The organism is Thalassovita gelatinovora (assembly GCF_001458355.1).
Classification (GTDB): Bacteria; Pseudomonadota; Alphaproteobacteria; order Rhodobacterales; family Rhodobacteraceae; genus Thalassobius; species Thalassobius gelatinovorus.
Genome location: NZ_CYSA01000015.1, coordinates 65,525 through 91,078 on the forward strand (window position 1 = coordinate 65,525; position 25,554 = coordinate 91,078).

Genomic DNA, 25,554 nt, shown 5'->3' on the forward strand with positions numbered 1-25,554 from the left:
CGTTCGCGATCGACGTCTGAGTCGAATTTCCGGGCCATCCGGGGTTGGATGTTTCAGGATGTAGGCCGGGCTTAAGCCCGGCTTACCCCGGCTCATTGCATTTACCATCGGCAATACCGACGGAGTGGAAATGGCGGTGTGCCGGGTGGGATTATGTCGATCCGTCGTGATCGGCAAGTTTCTGGCCGGTCTTGGCCGCTGTCAGCAGCCGCGGGCTGATGGCCCAGGCGACCGGGTCTTCGGGGATTAGCGCCTGCAACCGCTCAACAATATGCGCGGCGCCCAAGCTGTCGGCATAGCGCATCAAACCGCCGCGCGACGCGGGAAAGCCAAGCCGGTGGATCATCACCAGATCGATGTCGCGGGCGGTGGCCGCAGTGCCGTCATGCAGAAGATCGGCAGCTTCGTTGATCAGCGCCAGCAGCAACCGATCGCGGATCTGATCGGCGCTGTAATCGGTGCGGGTGCGGCGTTCGAAATGCGATTCTTCCAAGGCGAGGTCGGCGACGATGGGATCATCCACCTTGCCGCCGCCACCGGGATAGCGATACCAGCCCGCGCCGGTCTTGCGGCCCAGCTTGCCCAGTTCGATCATCCGGTCAAGGATGGGGATATGGCGGCGGTTTGGGGCGCGATTTGCATCCCGACGGCGGCGTTGGACAAATTCGATATCGAGGCCGGTCAGGTCCTGTGCTTCGTAAGGACCTAGGGCAAAGCCGAAATCGACCATCGCTTCGTCCACTTCCCACGGGGTGGACCCATCCATGAAGACGGTGTCGGCGGCTTCGTGATAGCGGGCCAGAAGGCGATCAAGGATAGCATCGCCGCCCTCTGCCACGGCAGGTTCACCATCGTCAGGGCCGGTCGGGGGGAGCAGTGCCGCCATTTTGCGTTCCAATCTTCTGCGCTATAATGCAAATGCCGGGCATTGACTTCGAACGTCATCGCCACCGCTCGGCATGATGCCGACTTTTCAGTCGATGAAGCCGTTATCGGAAATCAGCGCCAGCAATCGACCCAAAGCAGCGTCTTCGCTGACATCGGAGGTGTCCAGCATCGCTTCGGCCCGTTCATAGAGAACTTCGCGGCTTTGCAGGATCGACTTGAGTTGCGCCATCGCTTCGGGATTGCCGGCCATCGGGCGTTCATCGCCTTGGGCGCGGACCCGGTCCATATGGTCTTGCGGCGTTGCCTTGAGCCAGATCGTGTGGAACCGCGACAGCAGCTTGGCATAGGTGCCGGGTTCGGCCACGATACCGCCCGCAACGGCCAGAACGACCTTGTCATGGGTGGCCACGACCCGGTCCATCGCGTCGGATTCCAGCTTGCGATATCCCTCTTGGCCGTACAGCGCCATGATTTCCGACACCGGCATCCCGGCGTGATCTTCGATTTCGCGGTTCAGTTCGAGAAAGGGAATGCCCAATGCTTCGCCGATCCGCCGACCCATGGTGGATTTCCCGGCGCCGCGCAGACCGATCAGGCAAATCCGCGACGCGCGCAGGCTGCCTTCGGTTTCATAGCTCAGAAGCCGGGTCACCGCTTTGCGGGTTTCGCGGTCGGCAGAGCGGTAAAGTTCGGCCATCCGCTGCACGTCGGAATTCCACGGATCTTCGTCGCCGACCAGCCATTCGATCCGGTGATCCAGCGCGTCGGCCACCCGTTTCAGCAAACCGATCGAAATATTGCCTTCGCCGCTTTCCAGTTGCGCCAGATAGCGCGGTGACACGCCGGACAATTCGGACAGGACCCGGCGCGGAATGCCTTTGCGTTCGCGCACCCGGCGCACCCGCAGCCCGACCTGTGACAGCAGGTCGGCAACGGCGTCTTCAGCGCTTTGCGACCCGCCAATTTCGGTCACTTTTCCACTGAATGTGGTAATTTCCGCCATGCTGCCCCCGCGCTGCCCCGCGTATGTAATATAATGCATACCATACGGGATTACCGGTGTGAATCAATCGCCGAAGTCAATTATCCCCGTTCGGATCAGCGGCGCGTGGCGCGGTGGGAATCCGGGCCTGAACGATCTTGCGTATCGCGTCGGGAGGCGGGGATTTACGGAACTGGTCGGCGATGGTGAACACGTTGACGAAGCGGCCCGAAAAGCAAAGCGTGCCGTCCTGAAACCCGTCAACGCGAAATTCGACCGAAGTGTCGCCGAGCCGGGTCGGCCAGACCAGACAGATCAGCCGGTGGCGCGGAGTGATCGGCGCGAAGAAATCCAGCGACATATGCACGAAAGGCGTGCCCATGTTGCGATCCAGTTCCATCTGGAACCAGCCGTCACCGCCAAGGTTGAGTTCCCACCAGCCATTGATCGCATCCAACGCAAACCACGGGATGCGGGCGGTATAGGCGATCTTGGCCGGGTCGCAATCGCCCCATGTGACCCGGATGACATGTTCATACGCGTCATCGGGGCGATCTGATTCAGTAGGTTTCAACGTGGTATCTGCCTTCTTCGCGCATGGCGTCGCGCAGGGTTGTCCATTGTTGTCCGAGGCTTTCCGCGATCGACCCAAAGGCAAGGTCCACCCCTTCTTCCATGCCACGCAAGCCGCAGATGTAGATATGGGTTTTGGGATCGAGCAACAGATCGGCGACCTTGTCTTGTTCCTGCACGATGCGGTCTTGCACGTATTCGCGCGGCTGGCCTTCGACCCGGCTATAGACCAGATGCTGATCCAGCAAATCCTGCGGCACCTTTTTCAGCGGTCCGAAATAGGGCAAGGTTTCGGGGGTGCGGGCACCGAAAAACATTGTCATGCCGCCCGATTTGCCGCCCGCGCTGCGCTGTCGCCGCATGGTGAAGGCGCGCATTGGGGCCGATCCGGTGCCGGTGCAGATCATCAGCAGCCGTGCCTGTGGATCGTCGGGCATCAGGAAAGTGGCCCCGAACGGGCCGGTGATGCGGACTTCGTCGCCCGGTTTCAGATCGCAGACATAGTTGGAACACAGCCCGTTTTGTTCGCGTTTCACGGTCAGCGAAATGTTGTTGAAATTCGGCCGTTCGCCGTCGCGCGGGCTGGAAATCGAATAGAGCCGCGGCAGGTGCGGGTTGCCGTTTTCGTCGGTGCCTGGCGGGATGACCCCGATGGATTGCCCTTCCAGCACCGGAAACGGGGTCGCGCCCAGATCGAGGATGATGTGATGCACGTCGTGATCGGGATCCCGGGTCAGGCCGTAATTGCCCTGCACCCGCGCGGTCGCGGGTTTGCCGAGATTGTACATGTTGACGCTGGGCTTGGCGGCGGTGGCGGGGGCCTTGGCCTTGCCGCCTGCCCCTTTATGGGCTTCGGCCAGCAGTTGCGCGACGGAATCGTCCAACGCTTCGACCGAGGTGGCGGCTTCGTCGGCACCAAGGTCTTCCTGATCCGGCAATTCATCCCATGAATATTGATCGTCCATCGAATAGGGGGTTGTCACCACCCGCCATTCGTCGATCGACCCGGTCGGGCAGACCGGAATGCAATCCATGCAGAAATCGCAGGCTTCGGCATCGACGATGACGTTGTTGTCGTCGTGATGGATCGCCTCGACCGGGCAGGTCATTTCGCAGGTATAACAGCGGATGCAGATTTCGGGGTCGATCAGATGTTGTTTGATCGGCTTGTTCATGCCGTGGTCTCCCGGTGGAGCAGGATGTCGGGGATCGTCACCATATCGATCAGCACCCGGCACAGGCCCTGACATTCCGAACACCCGATGCAAGGCCCGTTCAGTTGGGTCAGTTGCTGGCCAAGCGCGGTGGTGCGCGGAGCGTGGCCGGAAAGTCGTTGTGCTTCCATTTCGGGTCTCCTGCTGTTGGTCTTCGGTTTGGACAAGGCGGCGTACCGCCTTGTCCGGAACGTTATGATCGGGCCTTAGGCCTGATGCAGCTTAACATATTCGAAATCGCCCGGCTTGTTATCGATACCGACCTTGGGGGCGGCGATCCAGCTGGCATATTGGCCCGGTTCCATCACCGGATTCATCAACGACTGAATATAATCGCCATCGGCATGGGTCGGCAGCCATTTAGTCACGCCTTCATCATATTCCGCACCGGAAACCAGAATGCCTTCGGGGTTGAAATTATGCCCCGAGAACACGCCGATCTGACGGTGGAAGGATTCATGCGGCAGCTTCAGTTCGAACTGAATGCCCGACTTTTCGATGATCTTGTTCCAGCGGCCAACCCCACCCGACGCGTCGCGGGTGTAATCGTCGCGCAGGCGCATGTTGATCGCGGTCAGGGCCGGGACATCCTTGCGCACCACTTTGCCGTCTTCCAGATCCCACACCGTGTAGGTATCGTTTTTCAGCATGTGATCGTCGTCGATCCGGTGTTCCTGATAGCGCCCCTTGATGCCGGCGTTGAACGCGTTGGCGGCGTTGGTCGAAACTTCCTGACCGAACAGATCAAGCGACAAGGTGTAATGCAGGTTCAGTTTCTTCTGGATCGTCGGCAGATCGATGACACCGTAAGAGCGGATTTTTTCCACATCATAAGGATCGTCGATGCCGTGTTCCTTCATCACTTCGCAGGTTTTCTGAATCGTGCGGCCGACGCCGGTTTCACCGACGAACATGTGATGCGCTTCTTCGGTCAGCATGAAGCGGCAGGTGCGCGACAGCGGGTCAAAGCCCGATTGTGCCAGGCTTTCGAGCTGCATCTTGCCATCACGGTCGGTGAAATAGGTGAACATGAAGAAAGACAGCCAATCGGGTGTTTCTTCGTTGAACGCGCCCAGCATCCGCGGCGCTTCTTCTGACCCGGACGACCGGCGCAGCAGATCATCGGCTTCTTCGCGGCCATCGCGACCAAAATATTTATGCAGCAGATAGACCATCGCCCAGAGGTGGCGGCCTTCTTCGACATTGACCTGAAACAGGTTGCGCATGTCGTAAAGCGACGGCGCCGACAGGGCGAGGAACCGCTGTTGTTCGACCGAAGCCGGTTCGGTATCGCCCTGAATCACGATCAGACGTTTCATCAGGTTGCGGTATTCGCCCGGCACTTCCTGCCAGACCGGTTCACCGGCATGTTCACCGCAGGGAATCCGGCGGTCTTCGACTTCCGGGGCCAGCAACACGCCCCAGCGGTATTCGGGCATTTTCACATAGTCGAATTTGGCCCAGCCTTTAGGATCGACCGAAACGGCGGTGCGCAGATAGACCAGCGATTGCTGAAAATTGTCGGGGATCAGGTCACTCCACCAGTTGATATAACCGGGGTGCCATTTTTCCAGCGCCTTGAGAACGCGCTTGTCTGAACTCAGGCCGACATTGTTCGGGATCTGGGTGTCGTAGCTGACATTGATGAGATCGATCATTTGATTCCTCCTCTGGGAGATGGGTTCAAAACCCACCCTGCGGGCTTGGGTAGGGTGGGGGTTTCACCCCACCATTCTGTTACACACGTTCCATGTTGTAATCGCCGCGAATGCCGGTGCCGTAGCGTTGCAGCGCACCGTCCGGGCCAACCGCGTTGGGGCGGTTGAAGATCCAGTTCTGCCACGCGGTCAGGCGACCGAAAATGCGGGTTTCCATGGTTTCCGGTCCGGCAAAACGCAGGTTGGCTTCCATTCCGGTCATCGCGTCGGGCGAGAAGCTGGCGCGTTCTTCCATGAAGACGCGGATTTCGTCTTCCCAGTCGATATCGTCGAGGATCATCGTCACCAGACCCAGTTCGTCGGCGTCTTCTGCTTCGAGCGCCTTGCCCTTGGCGGCTTCGGCTTCGGTTACCGACTCGGGTTCGCCGAGGAACCGGGTTTGCAGCCGGGTCAGATCGTTGCTCATCGGGAAGGGGCCGAAATTGGCATCGGTCAGGGTGACGGTGGCGAGAGGACGATTGTCGCCCTCGAATTCGTCTTCCATCATGTAGCTGCGATCGACCGAGAACAGGATTTCAGCCAGAATACCGGTGAAGCAGGAACCGTGTTCGACCAGCGCCACCATCGAGCGCGAGGTCACGTCGATCCGTTTCAGGATCCGTTTCCAGTATTTCAGTACCTCATTGGCAAGCCAGTGATCGGCGTTGGCCATCAGCATTGCTTCGTGTGCGGCCAGTTTCACCGGATCACCCTGAGTGCGGAACACCAGCAGGCCCAGTTCCATTTCGTTCAGCCGCAAATGCAAGATGGCGTCATCCAGTTCCCGCGCCATGCGCAGCATATAAGCCTGATCGCCCTGCGCGGTGAACGCCGCCATATCGGCCGGGGCGTCGGTATCGGGACCATGAATGGTGATCGTCGCCTTGCGACCGTTGCGATCCACCGCGACTTCGACCGTGGAATAGGTGACAGAGCCGTCTTCGCCGATGGCGCGGTTCAGCGGGGTCAGCGCGATGCCGGTTTCGACATCCGCCTTGGCCGAGGCTGCGGCGAATTCGCGGGCGCGTTCCTGCACGGTTTCGTTGAATTTGGAATTCGGGATGACTTCGTCGACCAGCCGCCAATCCTTGGCCCGCTTGCCGCGCACGCCTTCTTCGATCGAACAGAAGATATCGGCGCGGTCGCGGCGCACCTTGCGTTTGTCGGTGACGCGGGTCAGCCCGCCAGTGCCAGGCAGCACCGCCAACAGCGGCACTTCGGGCAGCGCAACGGCGGAGGTGCTGTCATCGGTTAGCATGATGTGATTGCAGGCCAAGGCCAGTTCATACCCGCCGCCAGCGCAGGAGCCTTTGACCGCTGCGATATATTTCTGGCCCGAATCCGCTTCGGCAGCTTCGAACGTGTTGCGGGTTTCGTTGGTGAATTTGCAGAAATTGACCTTGTGGCTGTGGGCAGCACCGCCCAGCATGCGGATATTGGCCCCGGCGCAGAACACTTTATCCTTGGCCGATTGCATCACCACGGTCTTGACCTCGGGATGTTCGAACCGCATCCGCTGCACGACATCGGCCAGTTCGATATCGACGCTCAGGTCATAGGAGTTGAGTTTCAGCTTGTAGCCGTCGAACAGGCCACCATCTTCGTCAACATCCATGAACAGGTTGGCGACGGGGCCATCATATTCAACCCGCCAGTGGCGGTATTTGCTGGGGTCGGTCTGGAAGTCGATGACCTTGGTCATGACGGTCTCCTTTTTGTCTCTTTGATTGCAATATAATGCTAATTTCATCTCAGTAAAGCATGATATTGCATATTGTAATTTATACCATTGTTTTTCATGACTTATTTCAGAAGTCAGCCACGGATTTTATGCATTTTATGCATTATATTGCACTTCTATTTACGCTTTGGGGCACCGATACGGTCTTGGCGATCCGGACTAGGTCATCCCGGCGCAGCCCGAGAATCACTTCGCCGCCGCGCCCGAAAGCGTCCTTGCCCAACCCTTCGGCCAGCCCCAGAAGCCGCGTCGCGGCAGCAGGCCGGTCCATTTTCCGTTTCAGACCGGCATTGGCGTATTGGATAATCGCCTGCACCAGCCGCCTTTCGGCACTGTTGGGCGGGCAGACCATCCAGACGGATTCAAGCAGTTCATGCGCTTCCCAGAAATAACCTTCGGTCAGGAAATCCAGCCCGACGCGCCAAGCCTGACTGTCCGGCAGCGCCGCGATGTCAGCTGGCACCGTTGCCTTGATCGGATCAAACAGGGTGTCGCCGTGGCGCGGCGTGCGGCCCGGCACATAGGCATGGGCCGGGCGCCACGAGGACGCGCCCCCTACCCCGTCCGCACCGGATATGGTGCGCGCCGGGGTCACGTGATTTCCACGCTTTCGCGTTCGATGCGGATCAGCCGGGCGGTGAAATCGGTGATCGCCGCCAAGGTTTGTTTCGGTTGATCGAAATGCGGGGAATGGCCGCAATCGTCAAGGATCGCGGTTTCAAGCGGCGAATAGATCCGGCTGTCGATTTCATCGATCTGGGCCAAGGTGCCGTATTGGTCCTGACGACCCTGAATGGCCAGAACCGGAATCCGCAGGTAATCGATCACTTCGCCCACGTTCCAGGATTTGAACCCCGGCGCCAGCCAGCTGTCATTCCAGCCGCGGAAGGTATTTTCCGGGTCGCGGTGATATTTCGCCATCTTCTGCTTCAGCTCGCCGGTTTCGAACACCGTTTTCGCCTTGGAAATTTCGGCCAGCCCCATGTCTTCGGTGAAGAAATGCGGCGCCATCAGGATCAGTCCACGAACCCGGAAATCTTCCACCGATCCGGCATAGATCGCGGCGATGGTCGCGCCGTCGGAATGGCCCATCAGGATACCGTTCTGGAACCCGAACCCATCGAGCACCTGCGGCAGCACATCGACCGCTTCGCGGGTCATGTAATCCAGCGGGCGCGGCAGATCGGCCAGATCGGATTGACCGTAGCCCGCGCGCGAATAGACGAAAACGCCGCAGCCGGTGGCCGCAGCCACCCGTTGCGGGAAATCGCGCCACAGCGCCAGGCATCCCAGCCCTTCATGCAGCATGACGATGGTCGGGGCCTGATCCGGCGCGGGGCCGAAACAGGCATATTCCAGCGACTTGCCCCCGGCGGTCAGAAACCCGGTTTTACCGTCTGTCCAATCCACCTGCATCACGCTGATTCCCGTAATTTGAAGCGCTGGATTTTACCCGTCGCAGTTTTCGGAAGATCGGAGACGAGTTCGACCCAGCGGGGATATTTCCACATACCGATCCGGTCCTTGACGAATTCCTTCAGGTCACCGATTTCGGCCTCGGACTGACCGTCCTTGAGCACCACATAGGCTTTGGGTTTTTCCAGTCCCTTTTCATCAGCCCACGGCACCACCGCCGCTTCGAGCACGGCGGGATGTTCGATCAGGGCCTGTTCGACTTCAAACGGCGACACCCAGATGCCCGACACCTTGAACATGTCATCGGTGCGACCACAGTAGACGAAGCGGCCTTCGGCGGTGCGTTCATATTTGTCGCCGGTGCGGGTCCAATGGCCCTGAAAGGTCGATTGGCTATTGTTGCGGCGGTTCCAGTAGCCATCGGCGGAAGAGGGGCCGCGCACCAGCAATTCACCGACTTCGCTCGTGCCGACCTCTTCGTCATGTTCATCGACCAGCCGGACTTCGTATCCCGGCACCGGCAGGCCCGAGGTGCCATAGGCGATATCGCCGGGCCGGTTGGACAGGAAGATATGCAACATTTCGGTCGAACCGACCCCGTCGATGATATCGACACCGAATAGCGACTTCCAGCGTTCGCCAACATCGCGCGGCAAGGCTTCGCCGGCAGAGGTGCAAAGCCGCAAGGGGCCTTTATTCGCCCCGCCGCGTTGTTCCTGCGCCGCGACCAATGCAGCGTAAAGCGTTGGCACACCGCAGAAAATCGTTGGTTTATGCGCTTCGAAAATGTCGAAAACCACGTCCGGCGTGGGACGACCGCCAAGCAGGATCGTGGTCGCGCCAACCGATAGCGGGAAGGACATCGCATTGCCCAACCCGTAGGCGAAGAAGATCTTGGCAACCGAATAGACAACGTCATCTTCGGTGATGCCAACCACGCCATGACCGAACAGTTCGGCGGTGGCGCGCATGCTGGAATGGACGTGACGCACCCCTTTGGGCAATCCGGTAGACCCCGAAGAATAGAGCCAGAAAGCCAATTCGTCTTCGTTGACATCAACCGCGTCGACCGGATCGGCCCCTGCGGTAAATGCGGTATAGCTTTCGGTGCCGCTGGGCGCGTCGCCGATGACCAGAACCGCGCGCAGATATTGATTGCCCTGAATGGCAGGTTCGACCACGTCCCACAGATCCTGTGACACAACGAGGATCGACGCGCGGCTGTCGGTCAGGATGGTTTCATAGACCTGACTGGACAGCAGCGTGTTGATCGGTACCGGGATTGCGCCCGCTTTCAGCGCGCCCCAGAACACCACCGGGAATTCGATCTGATCGCGCACGATCATAGCGATACGTTCTTCGCGGCGCACCCCGTGGCGATACAGCGCGCCAGCGAATTGCGACGTTTCGCGGGCCAGACGGCCATAGGTCAGATCGCGTTTGTCACCGTCTGCTTCGCGGAAGGCGACCTTGTCGGCACGACCTTCGGCGATATGGCGGTCAATGAACCAGACCGCTGCGTTTTTATTTTCTGTCATGAATGGCGTCCTCCCCCGCCCCGGCTATTGGCCGGTGAATTCGATTGCGCCCTCTGGCAACAGATACAGGATATAAGCGTCGCCGCCGGTGACGGTCGGGTGATGCTGTGATCCGGGGCCGTAGACATACCAGCCCGCGGCTTTGCCATCGAAACGCGGCGCCCCGTCAAGCGGCATGATTGCGCCGATTTCGCCTGTGGTATGGATGTGATGCGGGCCGCGCACGTCTTTCATGCGGACAACATCGACACTGAACGATCCGGCGGCCGATCCCGGCTTGACTGCGCGGCCGAATTTGATGCCGCCCGCTTCGCGCGCCATCAGCCAACCTTCGGCTTCGCCTTCGGCGCAAAGCCGCGACAGGGCTTGGAAATCATCGGACCCAACGGCGAAATCGGCGTTCAGCCGATCTTCGAGCGCTTGATCCAGCGGCAGCCCGGCGATGCTGTCGGCCAGTTTTCCCATCAATGTGTTGAATTGCTGCTGTGACACGCGATCCTCCCAAATACGAGTCGTATTGTGCGTTATCCTGCATCAATCGCGACGGTATTGCAATTATTTTGCGGAATTTTGTGCAGTTTAATGCACAATACAGTTCAGCTTCCAGCCGGAATGCCCGCCCCCGAGGTGCCAATCCCGAACCGCCCGACAAGGGTCGGGCACGGGTTTGCAATTTCCGGCAAAAACGCAAAAGGGCCGCGACGCTGAACGCCGCGGCCCTTCTTTCGCAACGACGTGCGATCAGTTGCCGGGATATTCGGCCATCAACTTGCGAGCATTGTCGATCAGCGCCTGACCGTCGATGCCTTTGGAGTCCATGTCGGCGACCCAATCCGCATAGATCGGTTGCGCCAACTTTCCCCATTCGGCAGCGTCTGCTTCGCTGACGGTGATGATGTTGTTGCCCAGACCCACCGCGATTTCACGCGCGGGGCCATCGGAATCCGACTGAGTGCCACCGGCGAAGACCGAGAAGTCCAGACCGGAATTGTCGTCGATCACCTTTTTCAGATCGTCGGGCAGGGATTCGTACTTGTCCTTGTTCATCGCCAGAACGAAGGTCAGGTTATACAGCGCCGGGCCGTCAAATTCGGTGTGGTTATGCACCAGTTCAGACACTTTCAGCGCGGTGGTCACTTCCCACGGGATGGTGGTGCCATCCAGAACGCCCTTGGACAGACCTTCGGGGATCGAAGGCACCGGCATGCCGACCGGGGTGGCGCCGACACGGGACAACAGATCGTTGGCCAGACGCGAACCGCCGCGGATTTTCATGCCCGCCAGATCGCCGGGCACGGTGACCGGCTTGTTGGTGTGCAGCAGACCGGGACCATGCACCCAAGTGCCGAGGATTTTCACATCCTTGAAATCGGTATCCTTCATGTCGGATTCGAACAGTTTCCAATAGGCGTAGGACGCTGCGCGGGCATCTGCGACAAAGAAGGGCAGTTCGAAGACTTCGGTACGCGGGAACCGACCCGGGGTATAGCCGACCACGGTCCAGACAACATCGGCGATGCCATCAATCGCCTGATCCATCAGCTCTGGCGGTTTGCCGCCCAGCGCCATCGACCCATAGCGTTCGACTTCGATCCGGCCGCCGGAGTCCGCTTCGACCTTATCGGCCCATACGTCCAGCACCAGCTTTGGCACATTCGCCTGCGGCGGCAAGAACTGATGCATTGTCAGGGTTACATCCGCCGCCTGAGCGGGGAGCGCGGCAAAACTGGCCGCTGCCGCAACCGCAGCCGCACCAACAAAGCCGAAAAGCTTTCTACGTGTAGTCATATTTCCTCCCGTTACTTCCTGTTGGAAGCATTGTATTGCCAGTATTGCACCGGACCATAGCGCGTCATTGCTGACTTGCTAAGATTCTTTTTTCACAACTCGCACTATAATGCAATTTTTTTCAAATTCATCGGCGGGGCTTGGGCGCTTTTGCCGCTAATCCGGTTTGTCTTTCCAAGCGGAGAGGGAAATCGAATTTGCTACCAGGGAGGGAATATCGACAAAAACACTGGCAATTCGCACCGTTACGGTTCATCCACCGACTGTGCTGTGACCGGCAGGGCCGACGTGCATTATTATGCATTTTCGACCCATGTTTTTGCCACGCTCCGCCCTGACCTTCGGCCAAAGGAAAGCCCCGTCATGTCGCCCGAAGATGTCTTGATGCCATAGAGGGGCATTTTCGCGCCAAACGCGGCAAAGCGATCACAGGTCAGGAATACCACACTGTTGCGGTATGTGCTTGGCAGATAAATTGCAATCAGCCCTGCTCGTAACCGAAGACCTAACTCCGAAAGGACGAACGATGCGATTTCTGCCGATCGTATTGGGCTGGATTGTTGCGGCCTCGGCCATGTCTGCGTTGACATGGATACCCGATTCCGAAGCAAGTTCGCTACCACAGGTGACTGTGGGATAAGCCCGAATCCTGACCCGGCGCCAGTTTATTTCAAGGCGCCGGGTTGTTTTGAAAAGTGAATTTGAAGATGCGTATGATTACCCTGATCCTGGGCGCAGCCGTGGCCATTACCGCGCTGTCGCTGCTGATGTAGACACCCGTTGCCCCGGTGGCTTGGTGCGGCCCGGTTTCCCAGACCTTAAGCAAATGCGGGAGCAAATACGGGCTGGACGAAGCACCGCGCGCCATGCCTAATCGGCCCATGCGTTTTGTTTGGGTTCTTTTGCTGTGTCTTGCCGCCTGCGGCCGTCCGCTGACGCCGGGGGAAGTGTCTTTTGCCTCTACGATTTACGGTGATCAGCTTGACCCGAGCCGGGTGCGACTGATCAATGGGCATTTCGCCCGTAGTTTCACCTTCCGCTATCCCAAGCGGCCCCGGGTGACCTGTCAGGAACGGGTATTCCCGCCGGTGGAAGATGAATTCGTGACCTCGTCACCCGCAGCGACGACACTGTTCAACCGGATATTTCTGCGCCAGGACCTGTTTTTGGAAGATTACACCGAAGAATTCGTTCCCGGCACCAATCTTTATGCGCTGATGCTGTTCGCGCATGAAATAGCGCATGTCTGGCAATGGCAGAACCGCAAGCGGACCCATTACAACCCGTTGAAAGCGGCGCAGGAACATGGCGGCGGCGCAGATCCCTACCTGTTCGATCTGCAAAGCGATGCGCGGTTCCTAGATTATCCCTACGAGCAGCAAGCCTCGATCGTGGAAGAATTCGTCTGTTGCCGGGCGCTGGCCCCCAAGGCGGCGCGCACCGGGCGGCTGCATGATCTATTGGCGCAGGAATTGCCGGTGGCGCTGTTGCAAAGCCGGGTCGATGCCTTGGCGGTGGTGCCATGGCGCGACGCGCAAACGCGCGGGATTTGCGACTAGGCCCTGGCCGCCGGTTGTCATTGCTGAATGGATTCGAGATAGACCAGCAGCGCGGCCAACGGACGCGGCACCGGAGAAAACGTACCATCGCCGATATCGACCGGCACGGTGTCGCCTTCCAGCAGCAGCCCGAATTCCGGCATGTCGTCACCGGGATTTTCCATCCTTGTATAACCGTCGATCACCGACAGCACATGGGCGCGGGGAAAGGTTCCATAGCGCCGGGTGATGGCAGTCAGATCAGAGGGCGCCGGGCGCAGCGATTTGGCCAATTCGCCGTCGCCGCGTCCTGTAGAACCATGACAGATGGCGCAATTATTGGCGTAAAGCGCCGCCCCTTCATCGGCTTCGGGCATGCTGTTTTCAACGCAGGCGGTCAGCAGGGCCGATGCGGCCAGTGCCGACAAGATCACTTTGGGTTTCATCCGCGACTCCCCTATCTGCTTCATTCCTGAATGGTTAGCAGATAAGCCACCAGATCGGCAATCGGTCGACTGGTCATAACCGGCTGTCCGGCCGGGGTTTTCAGCGCGGTATCGTCGCCTTCGAAAAATTCGCCGTAAACCGGCATCGAACTGCCATGGCTGACCAGCGGGTCGCGCCCGTCAACGCGCTGAATCATCCTGATCAACGGGAAATCGCCGCCGTTTTCCGCGCTCAGACTGGCCAGCGCCTTGGGTTGAATCAGTAAGACCGGTGCCATCGGCCCGGCACCATCAGCTTCGAGTCCGTGACAGGTGGCGCAATGGCGCATGTAAAGGTCGCGCCCCGATTCGACCGCATCGGACATGTCGATTTCCTGAGCCTGGCCACCGGTTGCGATCATCCCGATCAGCGTGGCGGTAAAAACTGTTCTATACATTCGCCGCTTCCTTTTTTGCGCAACATGCTCGCCCTTAGTTTGGCACAGGCCGGGGCGCACGACTTTGACACGTATCATATCACCTGCATCAGCGTTGTTGCAGGTTTTCAACATAGTCGGTCAGTTCGATCAACGCCTCGGGGGTTTCGATCAATGCGCCGCTTTGGCTGCGCACCATTCGGGTCGGGCCGGTCAGCAGCGGTCCGAATTCCGGCATTGCCGCCATGTGGAATTTGCCCGGATAGCCATAGACGGTTTCCATCACCAGATCGCGCGGGAACACGCCGCCATTGCGATCGGCCAGCAAAGACAGGTCGGCCGGCGGGATATCAAGATCGCCCGCCAGGCCGCCATCGCCCTGCCCCGCAGGCCCGTGACACATCACGCAATAGGCGTTGAACAGGTCTTGCCCCGCAGGGTCCGGCGCGTCGCTGCACGCGGCAAGAAACAGAACCGCGATCAGGCGCTTCATCGGGATATCCCTTTCGTTTCCACAGCTTTACCATTCCACAGGTCGGACGCCACCCCCTTGCGCGATTATCCCAAAACGGGTGACAACCGGGTGGGATTTGCGCATTGTCCCGGCAATTCGTCAGAAAGGATGCACCCAAGTGCCCCAGACCACCACCTATGCCCTGATCATGTTCGCCGCCGGTGTCGGTATTCCGATTCTCGCCGCGCTGAACGCATCGCTTGGCACCCGGATCGGGTCGCCGGTGGCCGCCGCCGCCATCCTGTTCACCGTGGCCTGGCTGGCATCCATATTGGTGCTTCTGGTGTACGGACCGGCCCCGTTGGTCAAAGCGTGGGATGCACCCAAACATCTGTTTCTGGCCGGATTTTTCGTCGTTTTCTACGTGTTGTCCGTCACCATGATCGCGCCGAAATTCGGGATCGGAAACGCGGTTTTCTTCGTGCTTCTGGGGCAGATGTTCTGTGCCGCGGCAATCGATCATTTCGGCTTGTTCGGTGCCGCGCTCAGCCCGTTGACGGTGAAACGCACGTTGGGGGTCGCGATGATGTGTCTTGGTCTGTACCTGGCGCGGAAGGTCTGAACAGATCGCCGCGGCGGATCAGCCCGCCACCAGCTTGCCCTTTTCCAGCCGCAACACCCGGTCCATCCGCTGTGCCAGGTCCATGTTATGGGTGGCGATCAGCGCCGACATGCCGGTGGAGCGCACCAATTCCATCAGGGTTTCAAACACCTGATCCGAGGTGCCCGGGTCCAGATTTCCGGTCGGTTCATCGGCCAGCAGCAGGCTGGGTTCATTGGCCAGCGCCCGGCAGAACGCCACCCGCTGTTGTTCGCCGCCCGATAATTCCGCCGGACGGTGATCGGCACGATCACCAATATCGACCCGGGACAACAGATCGCCCGCCCGCAATGTCGCTTCGTCCCGGTTGCAGCCATTGGCCAGCTGCGGCAGCACCACGTTTTCCAGCGCGGTGAATTCCGGCAGCAGGTGGTGGAATTGATAGATGAAGCCGACATCTTCGCGCCGCGCGGCGGTGCGTTTTCGGTCGGGCAGCCCGGTCATGTCCTTGCCGCAGATCTGCACCGTTCCGGTATCGGGCGTGTCCAGCAGCCCGGCAATATGCAACAGGGTCGATTTGCCCCCGCCCGACGGGGCGACCAGCGCGACCACTTCGCCATGCGCGATGGTCAGGTCGATCCCGCGCAGCACGTCGACCGCGCCGGGCAGGCCCTGATTATAGGTCTTGGTCAGGCCGGACAGGATCAGGGCGGGTTTATTCATAGCGCAGCGCCTCTACCGGGTTCATCCGCGCCGCGCGGCGGGCTGGAAAGATGGTGACGACAAAGCTTAACCCCAGCGACAGCGACACCGCGCTGAGCACGTCGCCCAGTTGCAGCTTCGCCGGCAAGTGGTAGATGCCGCGCACCGCCGGGTCCCAGACACCGCCACCGGAAACGTAATTCACCAGCGAAAAGATCGGGTCGATATAGACCGCGAACAGGCAGCCCAGCAACACGCCAAACACCGTGCCGATCAGCCCGGTAAAGGCACCGCAGATGAAAAACACCCGCAGCACCGAGGCTTCGGTCAGCCCCATCGTGCGCAATATGCCGATATCGCGGCCCTTGTTTTTCACCAGCATGATCAGGCCGGACACGATGTTCATCGCCGCGATCAGCACCAGGATCGACAGGATCACGAACATCACGTTATCTTCGATATCGAGCGCCCGCAGGAAGCCGCCCGAGGCGTCGCGCCAGGTCCAGACCTGGGTGCCCGCACCGCCCGCGCGCAGCAATTCAAGGGTCAGATTGTCGACCTTTTCGGGATCCGACAGCATCACTTCCATTTCATCGGCGGTGCCTTCGCGGTTGAAATAGCTTTGGGCCTGAACGAAGGGCATGTAGACCCGGACCCGGTCGATGTCATAGCGCCCGGCGGAGAAGATATAGACGACCTCGAACGCCTTGACCCGCGGCGAAGTGCCAAAGGCGGTCTTGACCCCGTTGGGCGAGATCAGCTTGACCTTGTCGCCCAGCGTGACCCCCAATTCGCGGGCCACGCCCGAGCCGATGGCGATGCCGTCGGCGAACCGGCTGATATCGCCGCGCCCGGTGTCTTCGGCCACAATGCGGGGGATGGTTTTGAGATCGTCAAGCGCGATGCCGTAGACTTCGATCCCGGCATTGCGGTCGCGGGCATTGGCCATCACCTGTCCCTTGACCAATGGTGCCACGCGGGTGACGCCGGGCACCTGGCGCAGCCGGTCGGCCATGCCGGTATAATCGGCGATGGTCTGATCGATCCGGCCTGTCACCGGATCGACGGTGCCGATGGTATAGACGGTGGCATGGGCGTTGGCGCCCAGAATGGTATCAACGAATTCGGCGCGAAACCCCGAGCGCACCGCCAGCGTGGCAATCAGCGCGAAGACCGCGAGCGTGATACCGATCAGCGAAATCCAGGTCATCACGCTGACCCCGCCTTCGGCGCGGCGTGCCCGCAGGTAACGCCAGGCGATCATCCATTCGAAAGGTGCAAAAGGTGCTGTGCTGCCCGCCATCATCCGGCCCTTGTTTTTTTGTTGTGTCAGAGGTGGCCCAGCGATGGCCGCAGGTCAAGTTTCAAGTTACGGACGGCGGCGGAACGGGGCGCGCAACAGCGCCAGCAGCCCGGCCAACAGCCCAAACCCGCTGAAAAACCCCGCCCCGGCGAAGATCCCGCCTTCCAGCGTCAGCGGCAGGGCGGGTTGATAGGCCTGCCAGGCCCGCGCGGCGATATCGCCATCGCGGATATGACCCAGATGATAGGCACGCATGAACGGCCCGGCCCCGTCCAGTGCGGCCAGATCGGCAGCGAGCCGCTGATGCCGGGCGATGGAGCGTTCCATATCGACGCGGCGGCGGGTGACGAAATCGCTGCCGGTCATCAGTTCGAGCGCCTTATCGCGGCTGAGCCCGGCGGCTTGGGCCGAGGTATCGAAATCGGCCACGACGCGGGACAGTTCATCCACCGCACCGCCCAGCCGTTGGGTATATTGTTGGGAATATTCGGGAAATTGCGACAGCGCCGCCGCCCCGGCAATTCCGCCCGCCACTGTAAGAATGCGTAGAACCATGCCGCCCTGCCCTTAGTCTTTGCCCCAGTTTAGCAGCATGCGCCAGTTTGTGGCACCCGTTTTGCCAGACGAAAACAGCCCGGCCATTTCCCAATTGGCCGGGCTGTTTTGAGTGTATGCGGAACAGGGAACGGGATCAGAGCCCGGTCACGCGATGCTTGGCGTAGATCTGAATGATCTTTTCCACCGCCTGTTCGGGCGGCAGTTCTTCGGATTCGCCGGTGCGGCGGCTGGTCAGTTCGACCACGCCGTTTTTCAGCCCGCGCGGGCCGACGGTGATGCGCCAGGGCAGGCCGATCAGGTCCATGGTGGCGAACTTGCCGCCGGCGCGTTCCTTGCGGTCGTCGTAAAGCGGGTCCAGACCGGCGGCGGTGAAGCTGTCATACAGCGCTTCGCAGGCGCTGTCGGCCTCTTCATCGCCTTGTTTCAGGTTGACGATGCCGACATGGAACGGGGTCACGCCTTCGGGCCAGATGATGCCGTTTTCGTCATGGCTGGCTTCGATGATCGCGCCCAGCAGACGCGACACACCGATGCCGTGGCTGCCCATATGGATCGAAACCGGCTTGCCGTCGGGGCCCTGCACGGCGGCGCCCATCGCGTCGGAATATTGAGTGCCGAAATAGAAGATCTGCCCGACTTCGATGCCGCGCGCGGTGCGGCGGCGGTCTTCGGGGACTTCGGCGAACAGGGCTTCGTCATGGGTTTCATCGGTGCGGGCATAGCGCGAGGTGAATTCTTCCAGAACCGCCTGACACTGTTCGACGCTGTCAAAATCAATGTCGCGGTCGCCGAAGGTCAGATCGGTGATTTCGCTGTCATAGAATACTTCGGATTCGCCAGTATCGGCCAGCACCAGGAATTCATGGGTGTAATCGCCGCCGATCGGGCCGCTGTCGGCGCGCATCGGGATCGCCTGCAGCCCCATCCGTTCATAGGTGCGCAGGTAGCTGACCAGGTGGCGGTTATAGGCGTGCAGCGCGTCTTCTTTGCTGAGGTCGAAATTATAACCGTCCTTCATCAGGAATTCACGGCCCCGCATCACGCCGAAACGCGGGCGGATTTCATCGCGGAATTTCCACTGGATCTGATACAGGGTCAGCGGCAGGTCCTTGTAGGAATTCACATTGGCGCGGAACACGTCGGTGAACATTTCTTCGGCGGTGGGCGAATACAGCATGTCACGGCCATGCCGGTCCTGCATCCGCAGCATTTCTTCGCCGTAGCCATCATAGCGGCCAGATTCGCGCCACAGGTCGGCCGATTGCAGCGTCGGCATCAGCATCGGGATGTGACCGGCGCGCACTTGTTCTTCGTGTACGATGTTTTCGAGCTTGCGCAGCACCTTGAAGCCCAAGGGCAGCCAGGCATAGATCCCGGCGCTGGCCTGTTTGATCATGCCGGCGCGCAACATCAGCCGGTGGCTGACGATCTGCGCTTCGGACGGGTTTTCTTTCAGAACGGGCAGGAAATAGCGCGACAGACGCATGGGGGACCCCTTTGGGCTTGAAAAATCGAGTTGACCGACGGTTTAGAAGGTGACGGGCCGGCAGACAAGCCCGTTGAACCGACCCGGCGGTCGGTATCGCATCGGCGCATATTAAGTTTTTGGCAAGTTGATTTTGCTACGCAGTCTGCATCATGACAGAAAACAACCGCCCCCCGCCCACAGATATGATCGATTGGTTCGGCCTGACTGATGCGCCACGCTGGAAACTGGCGCGTCCGCTTGGCCGGAGCATCGCGGGGATGCTGGCGCTGTTCGGGGGGATGGCGCTGATCGCTGCCACGGTCGTTTTAGGACGCGCCATTCTGGGCCGGACCGGGGCGGCCGCGGATGCGGGTATCGTGATCGCCGCCTGCATCGCAGCGCCGTACCTGATTTGGTCGATGTCGATCCGCAACCGGCTGTTCAAGTTTCAAAAAGAAGGCCAGATCACCGACCGCATTCTGCACGCACTGAACCAGTTGGGGGCGGAAAAAACCGTGCGGATTGCCGCGACGGATGCGCGGGGAAATCCGCAGACGGTTGAAACGACCATTCCGAACATCGAAATCCGAACCGGGGGATTGTTGACCCTGGAACGGATCGCGCAGGATTCGACGCTATATGACAAGGGCCGCGATCATGTCCGGGTGATGGAAATCCTGTGTGCCTATATCCGTCAGAACGCCCCGGCCAGCACGGCGCGGGATTTCCCTCTATCCGACTGGCCGGCATTGCCAGACGACGCCGAAAGCGCGGCGCGGCAGAACCATGAAATGTGGCGCCAGGCACGGTTTGCCGACACGCACAACGGCAATGCCCGCGATTGGGCCCGGTCGCTGCCGGTGCCGCGAGTGGATATCCAGATGGCGCTGAACATCGTGACCCAGCGCACCCCGGCCCAGCGTCAGGCCGAAGCGGATTGGGGCGATGGCGCCCCCGGCACGGCAGATTGGGTTTTCGACAGCGAACCCTTGCCGCTCTTGCCGCAGACTGCGTTGGAAGACGGGGTGACGGCCGAGGAATTCAAATCCTTCCAGCACCGATTGACCGGCTGGCGGGAAGTGATCTGGGCCTATGACGGGTACCGGCCGGACCTGAGCAACACCAACCTGCAAGGGGCCAACCTGTCGGCGGCGCTGTTATGCGGGGCGCGGCTGGAAGGGGCGCGGATGGAGGGGGCCAACCTGGCCGAAGCGCGGCTGGAAGGGGCCCGGTTAGCGACGGCGCGGATGACCGGGGCGAACCTCTACGCGGCCCGTCTGCAAGGCGCACGGCTGTTGGAAACGAAGATGGAAGGCGCTTACCTGAGGCGGGCGCGTTTGGAAGGCGCGCTGCTGACCGAGGCGCGGATGGAAGGCGCGTTGTTGTACCGGGCCCGGTTGGAAGGGGCCGATTTGCGGGCGGCGCGGCTGGACGGGGCCGATTTCGGCGAGGCGCGGATGTTGGGGGCAAACCTGACCCGGGCGCATATGGACGGGGCCAGCCTGTTCGGGACCCGGATGGCATGGGCCAACCTGTTCGAATCGCAGTTGCAGCGCGCCAGCCTGTTCGAAACCCAGATGGAAGGGGCCGATCTGCGCGGGGCGCGGATGGAGGGGGCCTATGTCATCCGCACCCGGATGGATGCGGGCACATCGCTGAATGCGGCAAGCATGATTGGTGCGGCGATGAAGGAAGTCGATTTCGCAGATGTGAAGATTTCGTCCGAACAGCTGCTGTCCACCTTTGGCGATGCCACCGTCACCTTGCCATGCAGCACCGGCCATGCCCGGATCAATCGGCCAGAACACTGGCCCAATTGGGCGCTGCCGGTCGCGGTCAGCGATGGCAACGATTTCCCCACCCAATGGAATGTCTGGCAGAACCGACCCGACGCCTACACCCCGCCACCGCCACCCGGCACTTGAGCCCGGCAAAACGACAAACAAGGCAATACCGGGCCGGTCAAGACCGCTGCCAAGGGATTTGCACACCGGCGGCGCACGGCCTGCGGTCTAAAACGGTCTTGCACAAAATGTCGCGACAGACGACATAGAGGGGGTCGAAACGAGGGAATTGCAATGGCTTTGCCGGTTCAGGAACAGGTGAAATACTGGGGCGTCGCGGCGGCGGTTTTCGCGCTGGTGCTTTGGGTCCTGGGCGATGTGATGCTGCCTTTTGTGCTGGGCGGGGCGGTGGCCTATTTCCTGGACCCGGTCGCGGACCGGTTGGAACGGATGGGCTGTTCGCGCGCGGTGGCGACCGCGATCATCACCATTTTCGCCATTTTGATTTTCGTGCTTCTGGTCCTGCTGGTGTTGCCATCGCTGATCCAGCAATCGATTTCGCTGTTCAACACGGTGCCCGATCTGTTCAACGATCTGCGCAGTTTCCTGACCGGTAAATTCCCCGATTTGATGGATGAAAATTCGACGCTGTATCAATCGTTGATCCAGGTAGGGGAAACGATCAAGTCGAAGGGCGGCGAATTGCTGAACACGCTGCTGAGTTCGGCAATGTCGATCATCAACGTGGTGATGTTGCTGGTGATCGTGCCGGTGGTGGCGTTTTACCTGCTGTATGACTGGGACAATATGGTGGCCAAGGTCGACGGGTTATTGCCGCGCGATCATGCCCCGGTGGTGCGACGGGTGGCCGGTGAAATCGATAAGACCCTTGCCAGCTTCATTCGCGGCATGGGCACTGTTTGCCTGATTTTGGGCAGCTATTACGCGGTTGCGCTGATGTTGGTGGGACTGCAATTCGGACTGGTGGTGGGATTTGTCGCCGGGGTGCTGACCTTTATTCCGTATGTCGGGGCCTTTGTCGGCGGCGTGCTGGCCATCGGGTTGGCGCTGTTTCAATTCTGGGGCGATTGGTTGTCGATCGGGTTGGTCGTCGGGATTTTCGTGCTTGGACAGGTAGCCGAGGGCAATATCCTGACCCCGAAACTGGTCGGGAGTTCGGTCGGGTTGCATCCGGTCTGGTTGATCTTTGCACTGTCGGTGTTCGGCACCTTGTTCGGTTTTGTCGGCATGTTGGTGGCGGTGCCGGTGGCCGCTGCATTGGGCGTCATCACCCGATTTGGCATCGAGAATTACAAGGATGGCCGACTTTATCGCGGCCATAGCGGGCCGGATAAGTGACCAGCCGACAGCTGATTTTCAACCTGCCGGTGCGGCCTGCGCTGGGGCGTGACGATTTTTTCGTTTCGCCCGCCAACGCGATGGCGGTGGTGCTGATCGAGGGCTGGCGTGACTGGGCCGGGCGCAAATTGGCGCTGATCGGCCCGGCCGGGGCGGGCAAAACCCACTTGGCCCATGTCTGGGCGGCCGCCAGCGGGGCGCGGATCGTGTCCGCCGCAGATCTGGCGGGGGCCGATATTCCGGCACTGGCGCAGGGTCCGGTGGTGGTCGAGGATGTCGACAAGATCTCCGGCAATCGCGCCGCGGAAGAAGCGCTGTTTCACCTGCATAATCTGGTTCTGGCCGAGGGGCATTTCCTGCTGGTCACCGCAGCGCGCGAACCGCATCTGTGGCGGTTGAGCCTGCCCGATCTGGCCAGCCGGATGATGGGCACCCAGGCGGTAACGCTGGATCAACCCGACGACCGGCTGCTGGCGGCGGTGGTGGCCAAGCTGTTTGCCGACCGCCAATTAATGCCGGGGCCGGAAACCGTTGCCTATCTGGTGGCGCGGATGGATCGATCGCTGGATGCCGCCCGCGATCTGGTGGCGCGGATCGACCGCGAAGCATTGGCCCAAAAACGCCCCGTCACCCGGCCGCTGGCGGCAGAGGTGATGGGGCAAAGCGAATTGCCCGACCTGCTGGACATGGGCCAATCGTGACCCCCCGGGGCCGAGGTTGAACTGCGGCGGCGATCTTGTGGCACAAGCAAGTTGATGCCTCAAATCGGATCGCGCGACGCGGTGGTTGGCACGCTGGACAATCAACCGTCACACGGGCAGAGTCTGTCACCACAGCGTCACATGATCCAAGCATAAGCACCCTATGAAACAAGCAGATTTTCTCAAGGCTCCATTTGATGAGCCCGTCACGCTTCCCGATCTGGATTTCACCGGACCGGGCCGCTTTTACAACCGCGAACTCAGCTGGCTGGGTTTCAATTGGCGGGTTCTGGAAGAAGCCAAAAACCCCCGCGTTCCGTTGCTGGAACGGGTCCGGTTCCTGTCGATTTCGGCCACCAATCTGGACGAATTTTATACCGTACGCGTGGCCGGCCTGCGCGAATTGAAACGCGAAGGCCATACGATCCCGGCGCAGGATGGTCTGACCCCGGCGGAACAGTTGGTATTGATCAACGAAGACGCCCGCAACCTGATGCAGGAACAGCAGCGCATTTTTGATCTGCTGCGCAAGGAATTGGCGACGGAAAACATTTTCCTGCTCGACCGCAACGATGTGCCAGCGGAAGACAAGCCCTTCTTGCGGGACGTGTTTTTGAACATGGTGTTCCCGGTCCTGTCGCCATTGGCGGTGGACCCGGCGCATCCGTTCCCGTTCATCCCCAATACCGGGTTTTCGCTGGCGCTGCAGATGGAACGGCGCAGCGACAAGCGGCAGCTGACCACGCTGCTGCCGATCCCGCAGCAAATCGACCGGTTCGTGCAATTGCCTGTCATTTCAGAAGGCGGGCATCGGTTCCTGCCGCTGGAAGAATTGTTGCTGCTGTTCGCGGACGAACTGTTTCCGGGCTATGCGATGAAGGGGCATTGTACCTTTCGGGTGCTGCGCGACAGCGATCTGGAAGTCGAAGATGAAGCCGAAGACCTGGTGCGCGAATTCGAAGTGGCGCTGAAACGCCGGCGTCGCGGCGAAGTGGTGCGGATGAAGATTTCAACCGACGCCCCGGACATGTTGAAATCGGTGATCATGGAAGAATTGCATGTCACCGAGGATGAAATCGTTGTCGTCGATGGCATGATCGGCATTGCCGATGTCAAGGAATTGGTGACCGATGACCGGCCCGATCTGCTGTGGCCCAGCTTCAACCCACGCGTCCCCGAACGGGTGCAGGACCACGATGGCGACATGTTCGAAGCGATCAAGCAAAAGGACATGTTGCTGCATCACCCTTATGAAACCTTCGACATGGTGGTGCGGTTCTTGCAACAGGCGGCGCGTGATCCCGATGTGGTCGCGATCAAGCAGACGCTGTACCGGACGTCGAAATATTCCCCGATCGTCGAGGCCCTGTGCGAAGCGGCCGAGGATGGCAAATCGGTGACCGCGCTGGTCGAATTGAAGGCACGGTTCGACGAGGCGGCCAATATCCGACAATCGCGGCGGTTGGAACGTGCGGGCGCGCATGTGGTCTACGGGTTCACCGACTGGAAAACCCATGCCAAGATTTCCACCGTGGTGCGCCGCGAAGACGACAAGCTGGTGACGTATACCCATTATGGCACCGGCAATTACCACCCGATCACCGCCAAGATTTACACCGATCTGAGTTTCTTCACCTGCGACGCCGCCCTGGGCCGCGATGCCACCAAGGTGTTCAATTACCTGTCGGGCTATATCGAACCGGAGGGTTTGGAAAATCTGGCGATTTCGCCCAGCGGTTTGAAACAGCGGCTGCTGGAAAGTTTCGAAACAGAGGCCGAACATGCCCGTGCCGGGCGGCCGGCGGAAATCTGGGCCAAGATGAATTCGATCATCGATCCCGAAATCATCGACGGGCTATACAAGGCCAGCCAAGCCGGGGTGAAGATCAGCCTGGTGATCCGCGGCATTTGTGGCATTCGTCCTGGCATCAAGGGATTGAGCGAAAACATCCGGGTCAAATCCATCGTCGGGCGGTTCTTGGAACATTCGCGCATTGCCTGTTTCGGCAACGGTCACGGATTGCCCAGCAAACAGGCACGGGTTTATATTTCTTCGGCCGACTGGATGGGACGCAACCTGAACCGGCGGGTTGAAACCCTGATCGAGATCAAGAATCCCACCGTCAAAGCCCAGATCGTCAGTCAGATCATGGCCGCCAATATGGCCGATGTGGCGCAAAGCTGGGTGATGAAACCGGACGGGCATTTTGACCGCGCCGAGTGGAACGAAGGTGAATTTGCGTTCAATTGCCACAGGTTCTTCATGGAAAACCCATCCCTGTCTGGACGTGGATCGGCCGGGGCCAAGGATGTACCGAAGCTGACCCACACCAACGATTGACCTCAGTCCCCGGCTTGGGCATGAAAGCCGGGGACCACAAGGAAGA

25 protein-coding genes are annotated in these 25,554 nt (G+C 60.0%); 6 read left to right on the plus strand and 19 right to left on the minus strand.

The features are described from left to right. Positions 1 to 151: 151 nt before the first annotated feature. The 12 genes from TG4357_RS05130 to TG4357_RS05180 all read right to left on the minus strand — a co-directional run bounded on the left by TG4357_RS05130 (position 152) and on the right by TG4357_RS05180 (position 11,837). Positions 152 to 886, minus strand: a complete 735-nt coding sequence (locus TG4357_RS05130; protein ID WP_058261800.1) for a 3-hydroxyacyl-CoA dehydrogenase family protein — start codon at positions 884 to 886, stop codon at positions 152 to 154. A gap of 87 nt (positions 887 to 973) precedes the next feature. Next, a complete protein-coding gene (locus tag TG4357_RS05135; RefSeq protein ID WP_058262383.1) occupies positions 974 to 1,891 on the minus strand; it encodes a helix-turn-helix transcriptional regulator in 918 nt (305 codons plus the stop codon). Between the two features lie 76 nt (positions 1,892 to 1,967). Then, positions 1,968 to 2,444: an acyl-CoA thioesterase gene (locus tag TG4357_RS05140; protein ID WP_058261801.1), complete on the minus strand. Its 477-nt coding sequence runs from the start codon at positions 2,442 to 2,444 to the stop codon at positions 1,968 to 1,970. Continuing rightward, positions 2,431 to 3,618 (minus strand): benzoyl-CoA 2,3-epoxidase subunit BoxA, encoded by a 1,188-nt coding sequence (boxA, locus tag TG4357_RS05145; RefSeq protein ID WP_058261802.1) that lies wholly within the window; start codon positions 3,616 to 3,618, stop codon positions 2,431 to 2,433. The genes TG4357_RS05140 and boxA overlap by 14 nt, the downstream gene beginning before the upstream one ends. Then, on the minus strand, positions 3,615 to 3,788 hold the full coding sequence (locus TG4357_RS19655; RefSeq protein ID WP_168370968.1) for a hypothetical protein: 174 nt from the start codon (positions 3,786 to 3,788) through the stop codon (positions 3,615 to 3,617). The genes boxA and TG4357_RS19655 overlap by 4 nt, the downstream gene beginning before the upstream one ends. A 75-nt stretch (positions 3,789 to 3,863) precedes the next feature. Continuing rightward, positions 3,864 to 5,315: a benzoyl-CoA 2,3-epoxidase subunit BoxB gene (gene boxB / locus TG4357_RS05150; protein ID WP_058261803.1), complete on the minus strand. Its 1,452-nt coding sequence runs from the start codon at positions 5,313 to 5,315 to the stop codon at positions 3,864 to 3,866. A 79-nt stretch (positions 5,316 to 5,394) separates the two neighbouring features. Next, on the minus strand, positions 5,395 to 7,056 hold the full coding sequence (gene boxC / locus TG4357_RS05155) for a 2,3-epoxybenzoyl-CoA dihydrolase (RefSeq protein ID WP_058261804.1): 1,662 nt from the start codon (positions 7,054 to 7,056) through the stop codon (positions 5,395 to 5,397). Between the two features lie 142 nt (positions 7,057 to 7,198). After that, complete coding sequence (locus TG4357_RS05160; protein ID WP_233487432.1) at positions 7,199 to 7,690, minus strand: DUF309 domain-containing protein; 492 nt, start codon at positions 7,688 to 7,690, stop codon at positions 7,199 to 7,201. Beyond that, positions 7,687 to 8,511, minus strand: a complete 825-nt coding sequence (locus tag TG4357_RS05165; protein ID WP_058261805.1) for an alpha/beta fold hydrolase — start codon at positions 8,509 to 8,511, stop codon at positions 7,687 to 7,689. Before TG4357_RS05165 ends, TG4357_RS05160 begins: the two co-directional genes overlap by 4 nt. Further along, positions 8,511 to 10,049, minus strand: a complete 1,539-nt coding sequence (locus TG4357_RS05170; RefSeq protein WP_058261806.1) for a benzoate-CoA ligase family protein — start codon at positions 10,047 to 10,049, stop codon at positions 8,511 to 8,513. Before TG4357_RS05170 ends, TG4357_RS05165 begins: the two co-directional genes overlap by 1 nt. Positions 10,050 to 10,073: 24 nt before the next feature. Beyond that, positions 10,074 to 10,541 carry a 4-hydroxylaminobenzoate lyase gene (locus TG4357_RS05175; protein WP_175473937.1) on the minus strand — a complete coding sequence of 156 codons (468 nt, stop codon included), beginning with the start codon at positions 10,539 to 10,541 and terminating at the stop codon, positions 10,074 to 10,076. 249 nt (positions 10,542 to 10,790) lie between these two features. Next, positions 10,791 to 11,837 (minus strand): TRAP transporter substrate-binding protein, encoded by a 1,047-nt coding sequence (locus tag TG4357_RS05180; RefSeq protein WP_058261808.1) that lies wholly within the window; start codon positions 11,835 to 11,837, stop codon positions 10,791 to 10,793. Between the two features lie 881 nt (positions 11,838 to 12,718). Here TG4357_RS05180 and TG4357_RS05190 point away from each other — a divergent pair. After that, positions 12,719 to 13,396 carry a hypothetical protein gene (locus TG4357_RS05190; RefSeq protein WP_058261810.1) on the plus strand — a complete coding sequence of 226 codons (678 nt, stop codon included), beginning with the start codon at positions 12,719 to 12,721 and terminating at the stop codon, positions 13,394 to 13,396. A gap of 17 nt (positions 13,397 to 13,413) precedes the next feature. Here the strand turns inward: TG4357_RS05190 and TG4357_RS05195 are convergent, their stop codons facing one another. From TG4357_RS05195 to TG4357_RS05205, 3 genes are all read right to left on the minus strand, one after another. Then, positions 13,414 to 13,821, minus strand: coding sequence for a c-type cytochrome (locus TG4357_RS05195; RefSeq protein WP_058261811.1), 408 nt, complete (start codon positions 13,819 to 13,821; stop codon positions 13,414 to 13,416). A gap of 20 nt (positions 13,822 to 13,841) precedes the next feature. Continuing rightward, positions 13,842 to 14,258 carry a c-type cytochrome gene (locus TG4357_RS05200; protein WP_058261812.1) on the minus strand — a complete coding sequence of 139 codons (417 nt, stop codon included), beginning with the start codon at positions 14,256 to 14,258 and terminating at the stop codon, positions 13,842 to 13,844. Positions 14,259 to 14,346: 88 nt separating this feature from the next. Continuing rightward, on the minus strand, positions 14,347 to 14,730 hold the full coding sequence (locus tag TG4357_RS05205; protein WP_058261813.1) for a c-type cytochrome: 384 nt from the start codon (positions 14,728 to 14,730) through the stop codon (positions 14,347 to 14,349). Between the two features lie 169 nt (positions 14,731 to 14,899). Between TG4357_RS05205 and TG4357_RS05210 the strand changes: the two genes are divergently transcribed. After that, positions 14,900 to 15,313 carry a DMT family transporter gene (locus tag TG4357_RS05210; protein WP_058262385.1) on the plus strand — a complete coding sequence of 138 codons (414 nt, stop codon included), beginning with the start codon at positions 14,900 to 14,902 and terminating at the stop codon, positions 15,311 to 15,313. Between the two features lie 18 nt (positions 15,314 to 15,331). Here TG4357_RS05210 and TG4357_RS05215 read toward each other — a convergent pair whose 3' ends face one another. The 4 genes from TG4357_RS05215 to proS all read right to left on the minus strand — a co-directional run bounded on the left by TG4357_RS05215 (position 15,332) and on the right by proS (position 19,341). Beyond that, a complete protein-coding gene (locus TG4357_RS05215) occupies positions 15,332 to 16,015 on the minus strand; it encodes an ABC transporter ATP-binding protein (protein ID WP_058261814.1) in 684 nt (227 codons plus the stop codon). After that, a complete protein-coding gene (locus tag TG4357_RS05220) occupies positions 16,008 to 17,297 on the minus strand; it encodes a lipoprotein-releasing ABC transporter permease subunit (RefSeq protein ID WP_058262386.1) in 1,290 nt (429 codons plus the stop codon). Before TG4357_RS05220 ends, TG4357_RS05215 begins: the two co-directional genes overlap by 8 nt. A 66-nt stretch (positions 17,298 to 17,363) precedes the next feature. After that, positions 17,364 to 17,852, minus strand: coding sequence for a DUF2937 family protein (locus tag TG4357_RS05225; protein WP_058261815.1), 489 nt, complete (start codon positions 17,850 to 17,852; stop codon positions 17,364 to 17,366). Between the two features lie 136 nt (positions 17,853 to 17,988). After that, positions 17,989 to 19,341, minus strand: coding sequence for a proline--tRNA ligase (proS, locus tag TG4357_RS05230; RefSeq protein WP_058261816.1), 1,353 nt, complete (start codon positions 19,339 to 19,341; stop codon positions 17,989 to 17,991). Positions 19,342 to 19,493: 152 nt separating this feature from the next. Here proS and TG4357_RS05235 point away from each other — a divergent pair, with 152 nt between their 5' ends. From TG4357_RS05235 to TG4357_RS05250, 4 genes are all read left to right on the plus strand, one after another. Continuing rightward, positions 19,494 to 21,248, plus strand: coding sequence for a pentapeptide repeat-containing protein (locus tag TG4357_RS05235; protein WP_058261817.1), 1,755 nt, complete (start codon positions 19,494 to 19,496; stop codon positions 21,246 to 21,248). A gap of 153 nt (positions 21,249 to 21,401) precedes the next feature. After that, positions 21,402 to 22,466, plus strand: a complete 1,065-nt coding sequence (locus tag TG4357_RS05240; RefSeq protein WP_058261818.1) for an AI-2E family transporter — start codon at positions 21,402 to 21,404, stop codon at positions 22,464 to 22,466. Further along, positions 22,463 to 23,167, plus strand: coding sequence for a P-loop NTPase family protein (locus TG4357_RS05245; RefSeq protein WP_058261819.1), 705 nt, complete (start codon positions 22,463 to 22,465; stop codon positions 23,165 to 23,167). Before TG4357_RS05240 ends, TG4357_RS05245 begins: the two co-directional genes overlap by 4 nt. A gap of 163 nt (positions 23,168 to 23,330) precedes the next feature. Then, entirely contained in the window at positions 23,331 to 25,508 is a 2,178-nt protein-coding gene (locus TG4357_RS05250; RefSeq protein WP_058261820.1) for an RNA degradosome polyphosphate kinase, read from the plus strand. Positions 25,509 to 25,554: the final 46 nt, after the last annotated feature.

Coding starts and splice junctions, on each gene's coding strand:
- TG4357_RS05130 (WP_058261800.1), bottom strand. CDS start 886: ATGGCGGCACTGCTCCCCCCGACCGGCCCTGACGATGGTGAACCTGCC.
- TG4357_RS05135 (WP_058262383.1), bottom strand. CDS start 1,891: ATGGCGGAAATTACCACATTCAGTGGAAAAGTGACCGAAATTGGCGGG.
- boxA (WP_058261802.1), bottom strand. CDS start 3,618: ATGAACAAGCCGATCAAACAACATCTGATCGACCCCGAAATCTGCATC.
- TG4357_RS19655 (WP_168370968.1), bottom strand. CDS start 3,788: ATGGAAGCACAACGACTTTCCGGCCACGCTCCGCGCACCACCGCGCTT.
- boxB (WP_058261803.1), bottom strand. CDS start 5,315: ATGATCGATCTCATCAATGTCAGCTACGACACCCAGATCCCGAACAAT.
- boxC (WP_058261804.1), bottom strand. CDS start 7,056: ATGACCAAGGTCATCGACTTCCAGACCGACCCCAGCAAATACCGCCAC.
- TG4357_RS05165 (WP_058261805.1), bottom strand. CDS start 8,511: ATGCAGGTGGATTGGACAGACGGTAAAACCGGGTTTCTGACCGCCGGG.
- TG4357_RS05170 (WP_058261806.1), bottom strand. CDS start 10,049: ATGACAGAAAATAAAAACGCAGCGGTCTGGTTCATTGACCGCCATATC.
- TG4357_RS05180 (WP_058261808.1), bottom strand. CDS start 11,837: ATGACTACACGTAGAAAGCTTTTCGGCTTTGTTGGTGCGGCTGCGGTT.
- TG4357_RS05190 (WP_058261810.1), top strand. CDS start 12,719: ATGCGTTTTGTTTGGGTTCTTTTGCTGTGTCTTGCCGCCTGCGGCCGT.
- TG4357_RS05195 (WP_058261811.1), bottom strand. CDS start 13,821: ATGAAACCCAAAGTGATCTTGTCGGCACTGGCCGCATCGGCCCTGCTG.
- TG4357_RS05200 (WP_058261812.1), bottom strand. CDS start 14,258: ATGTATAGAACAGTTTTTACCGCCACGCTGATCGGGATGATCGCAACC.
- TG4357_RS05205 (WP_058261813.1), bottom strand. CDS start 14,730: ATGAAGCGCCTGATCGCGGTTCTGTTTCTTGCCGCGTGCAGCGACGCG.
- TG4357_RS05210 (WP_058262385.1), top strand. CDS start 14,900: ATGTTCGCCGCCGGTGTCGGTATTCCGATTCTCGCCGCGCTGAACGCA.
- TG4357_RS05215 (WP_058261814.1), bottom strand. CDS start 16,015: ATGAATAAACCCGCCCTGATCCTGTCCGGCCTGACCAAGACCTATAAT.
- TG4357_RS05220 (WP_058262386.1), bottom strand. CDS start 17,297: ATGGCGGGCAGCACAGCACCTTTTGCACCTTTCGAATGGATGATCGCC.
- TG4357_RS05225 (WP_058261815.1), bottom strand. CDS start 17,852: ATGGTTCTACGCATTCTTACAGTGGCGGGCGGAATTGCCGGGGCGGCG.
- proS (WP_058261816.1), bottom strand. CDS start 19,341: ATGCGTCTGTCGCGCTATTTCCTGCCCGTTCTGAAAGAAAACCCGTCC.
- TG4357_RS05235 (WP_058261817.1), top strand. CDS start 19,494: ATGACAGAAAACAACCGCCCCCCGCCCACAGATATGATCGATTGGTTC.
- TG4357_RS05240 (WP_058261818.1), top strand. CDS start 21,402: ATGGCTTTGCCGGTTCAGGAACAGGTGAAATACTGGGGCGTCGCGGCG.
- TG4357_RS05250 (WP_058261820.1), top strand. CDS start 23,331: ATGAAACAAGCAGATTTTCTCAAGGCTCCATTTGATGAGCCCGTCACG.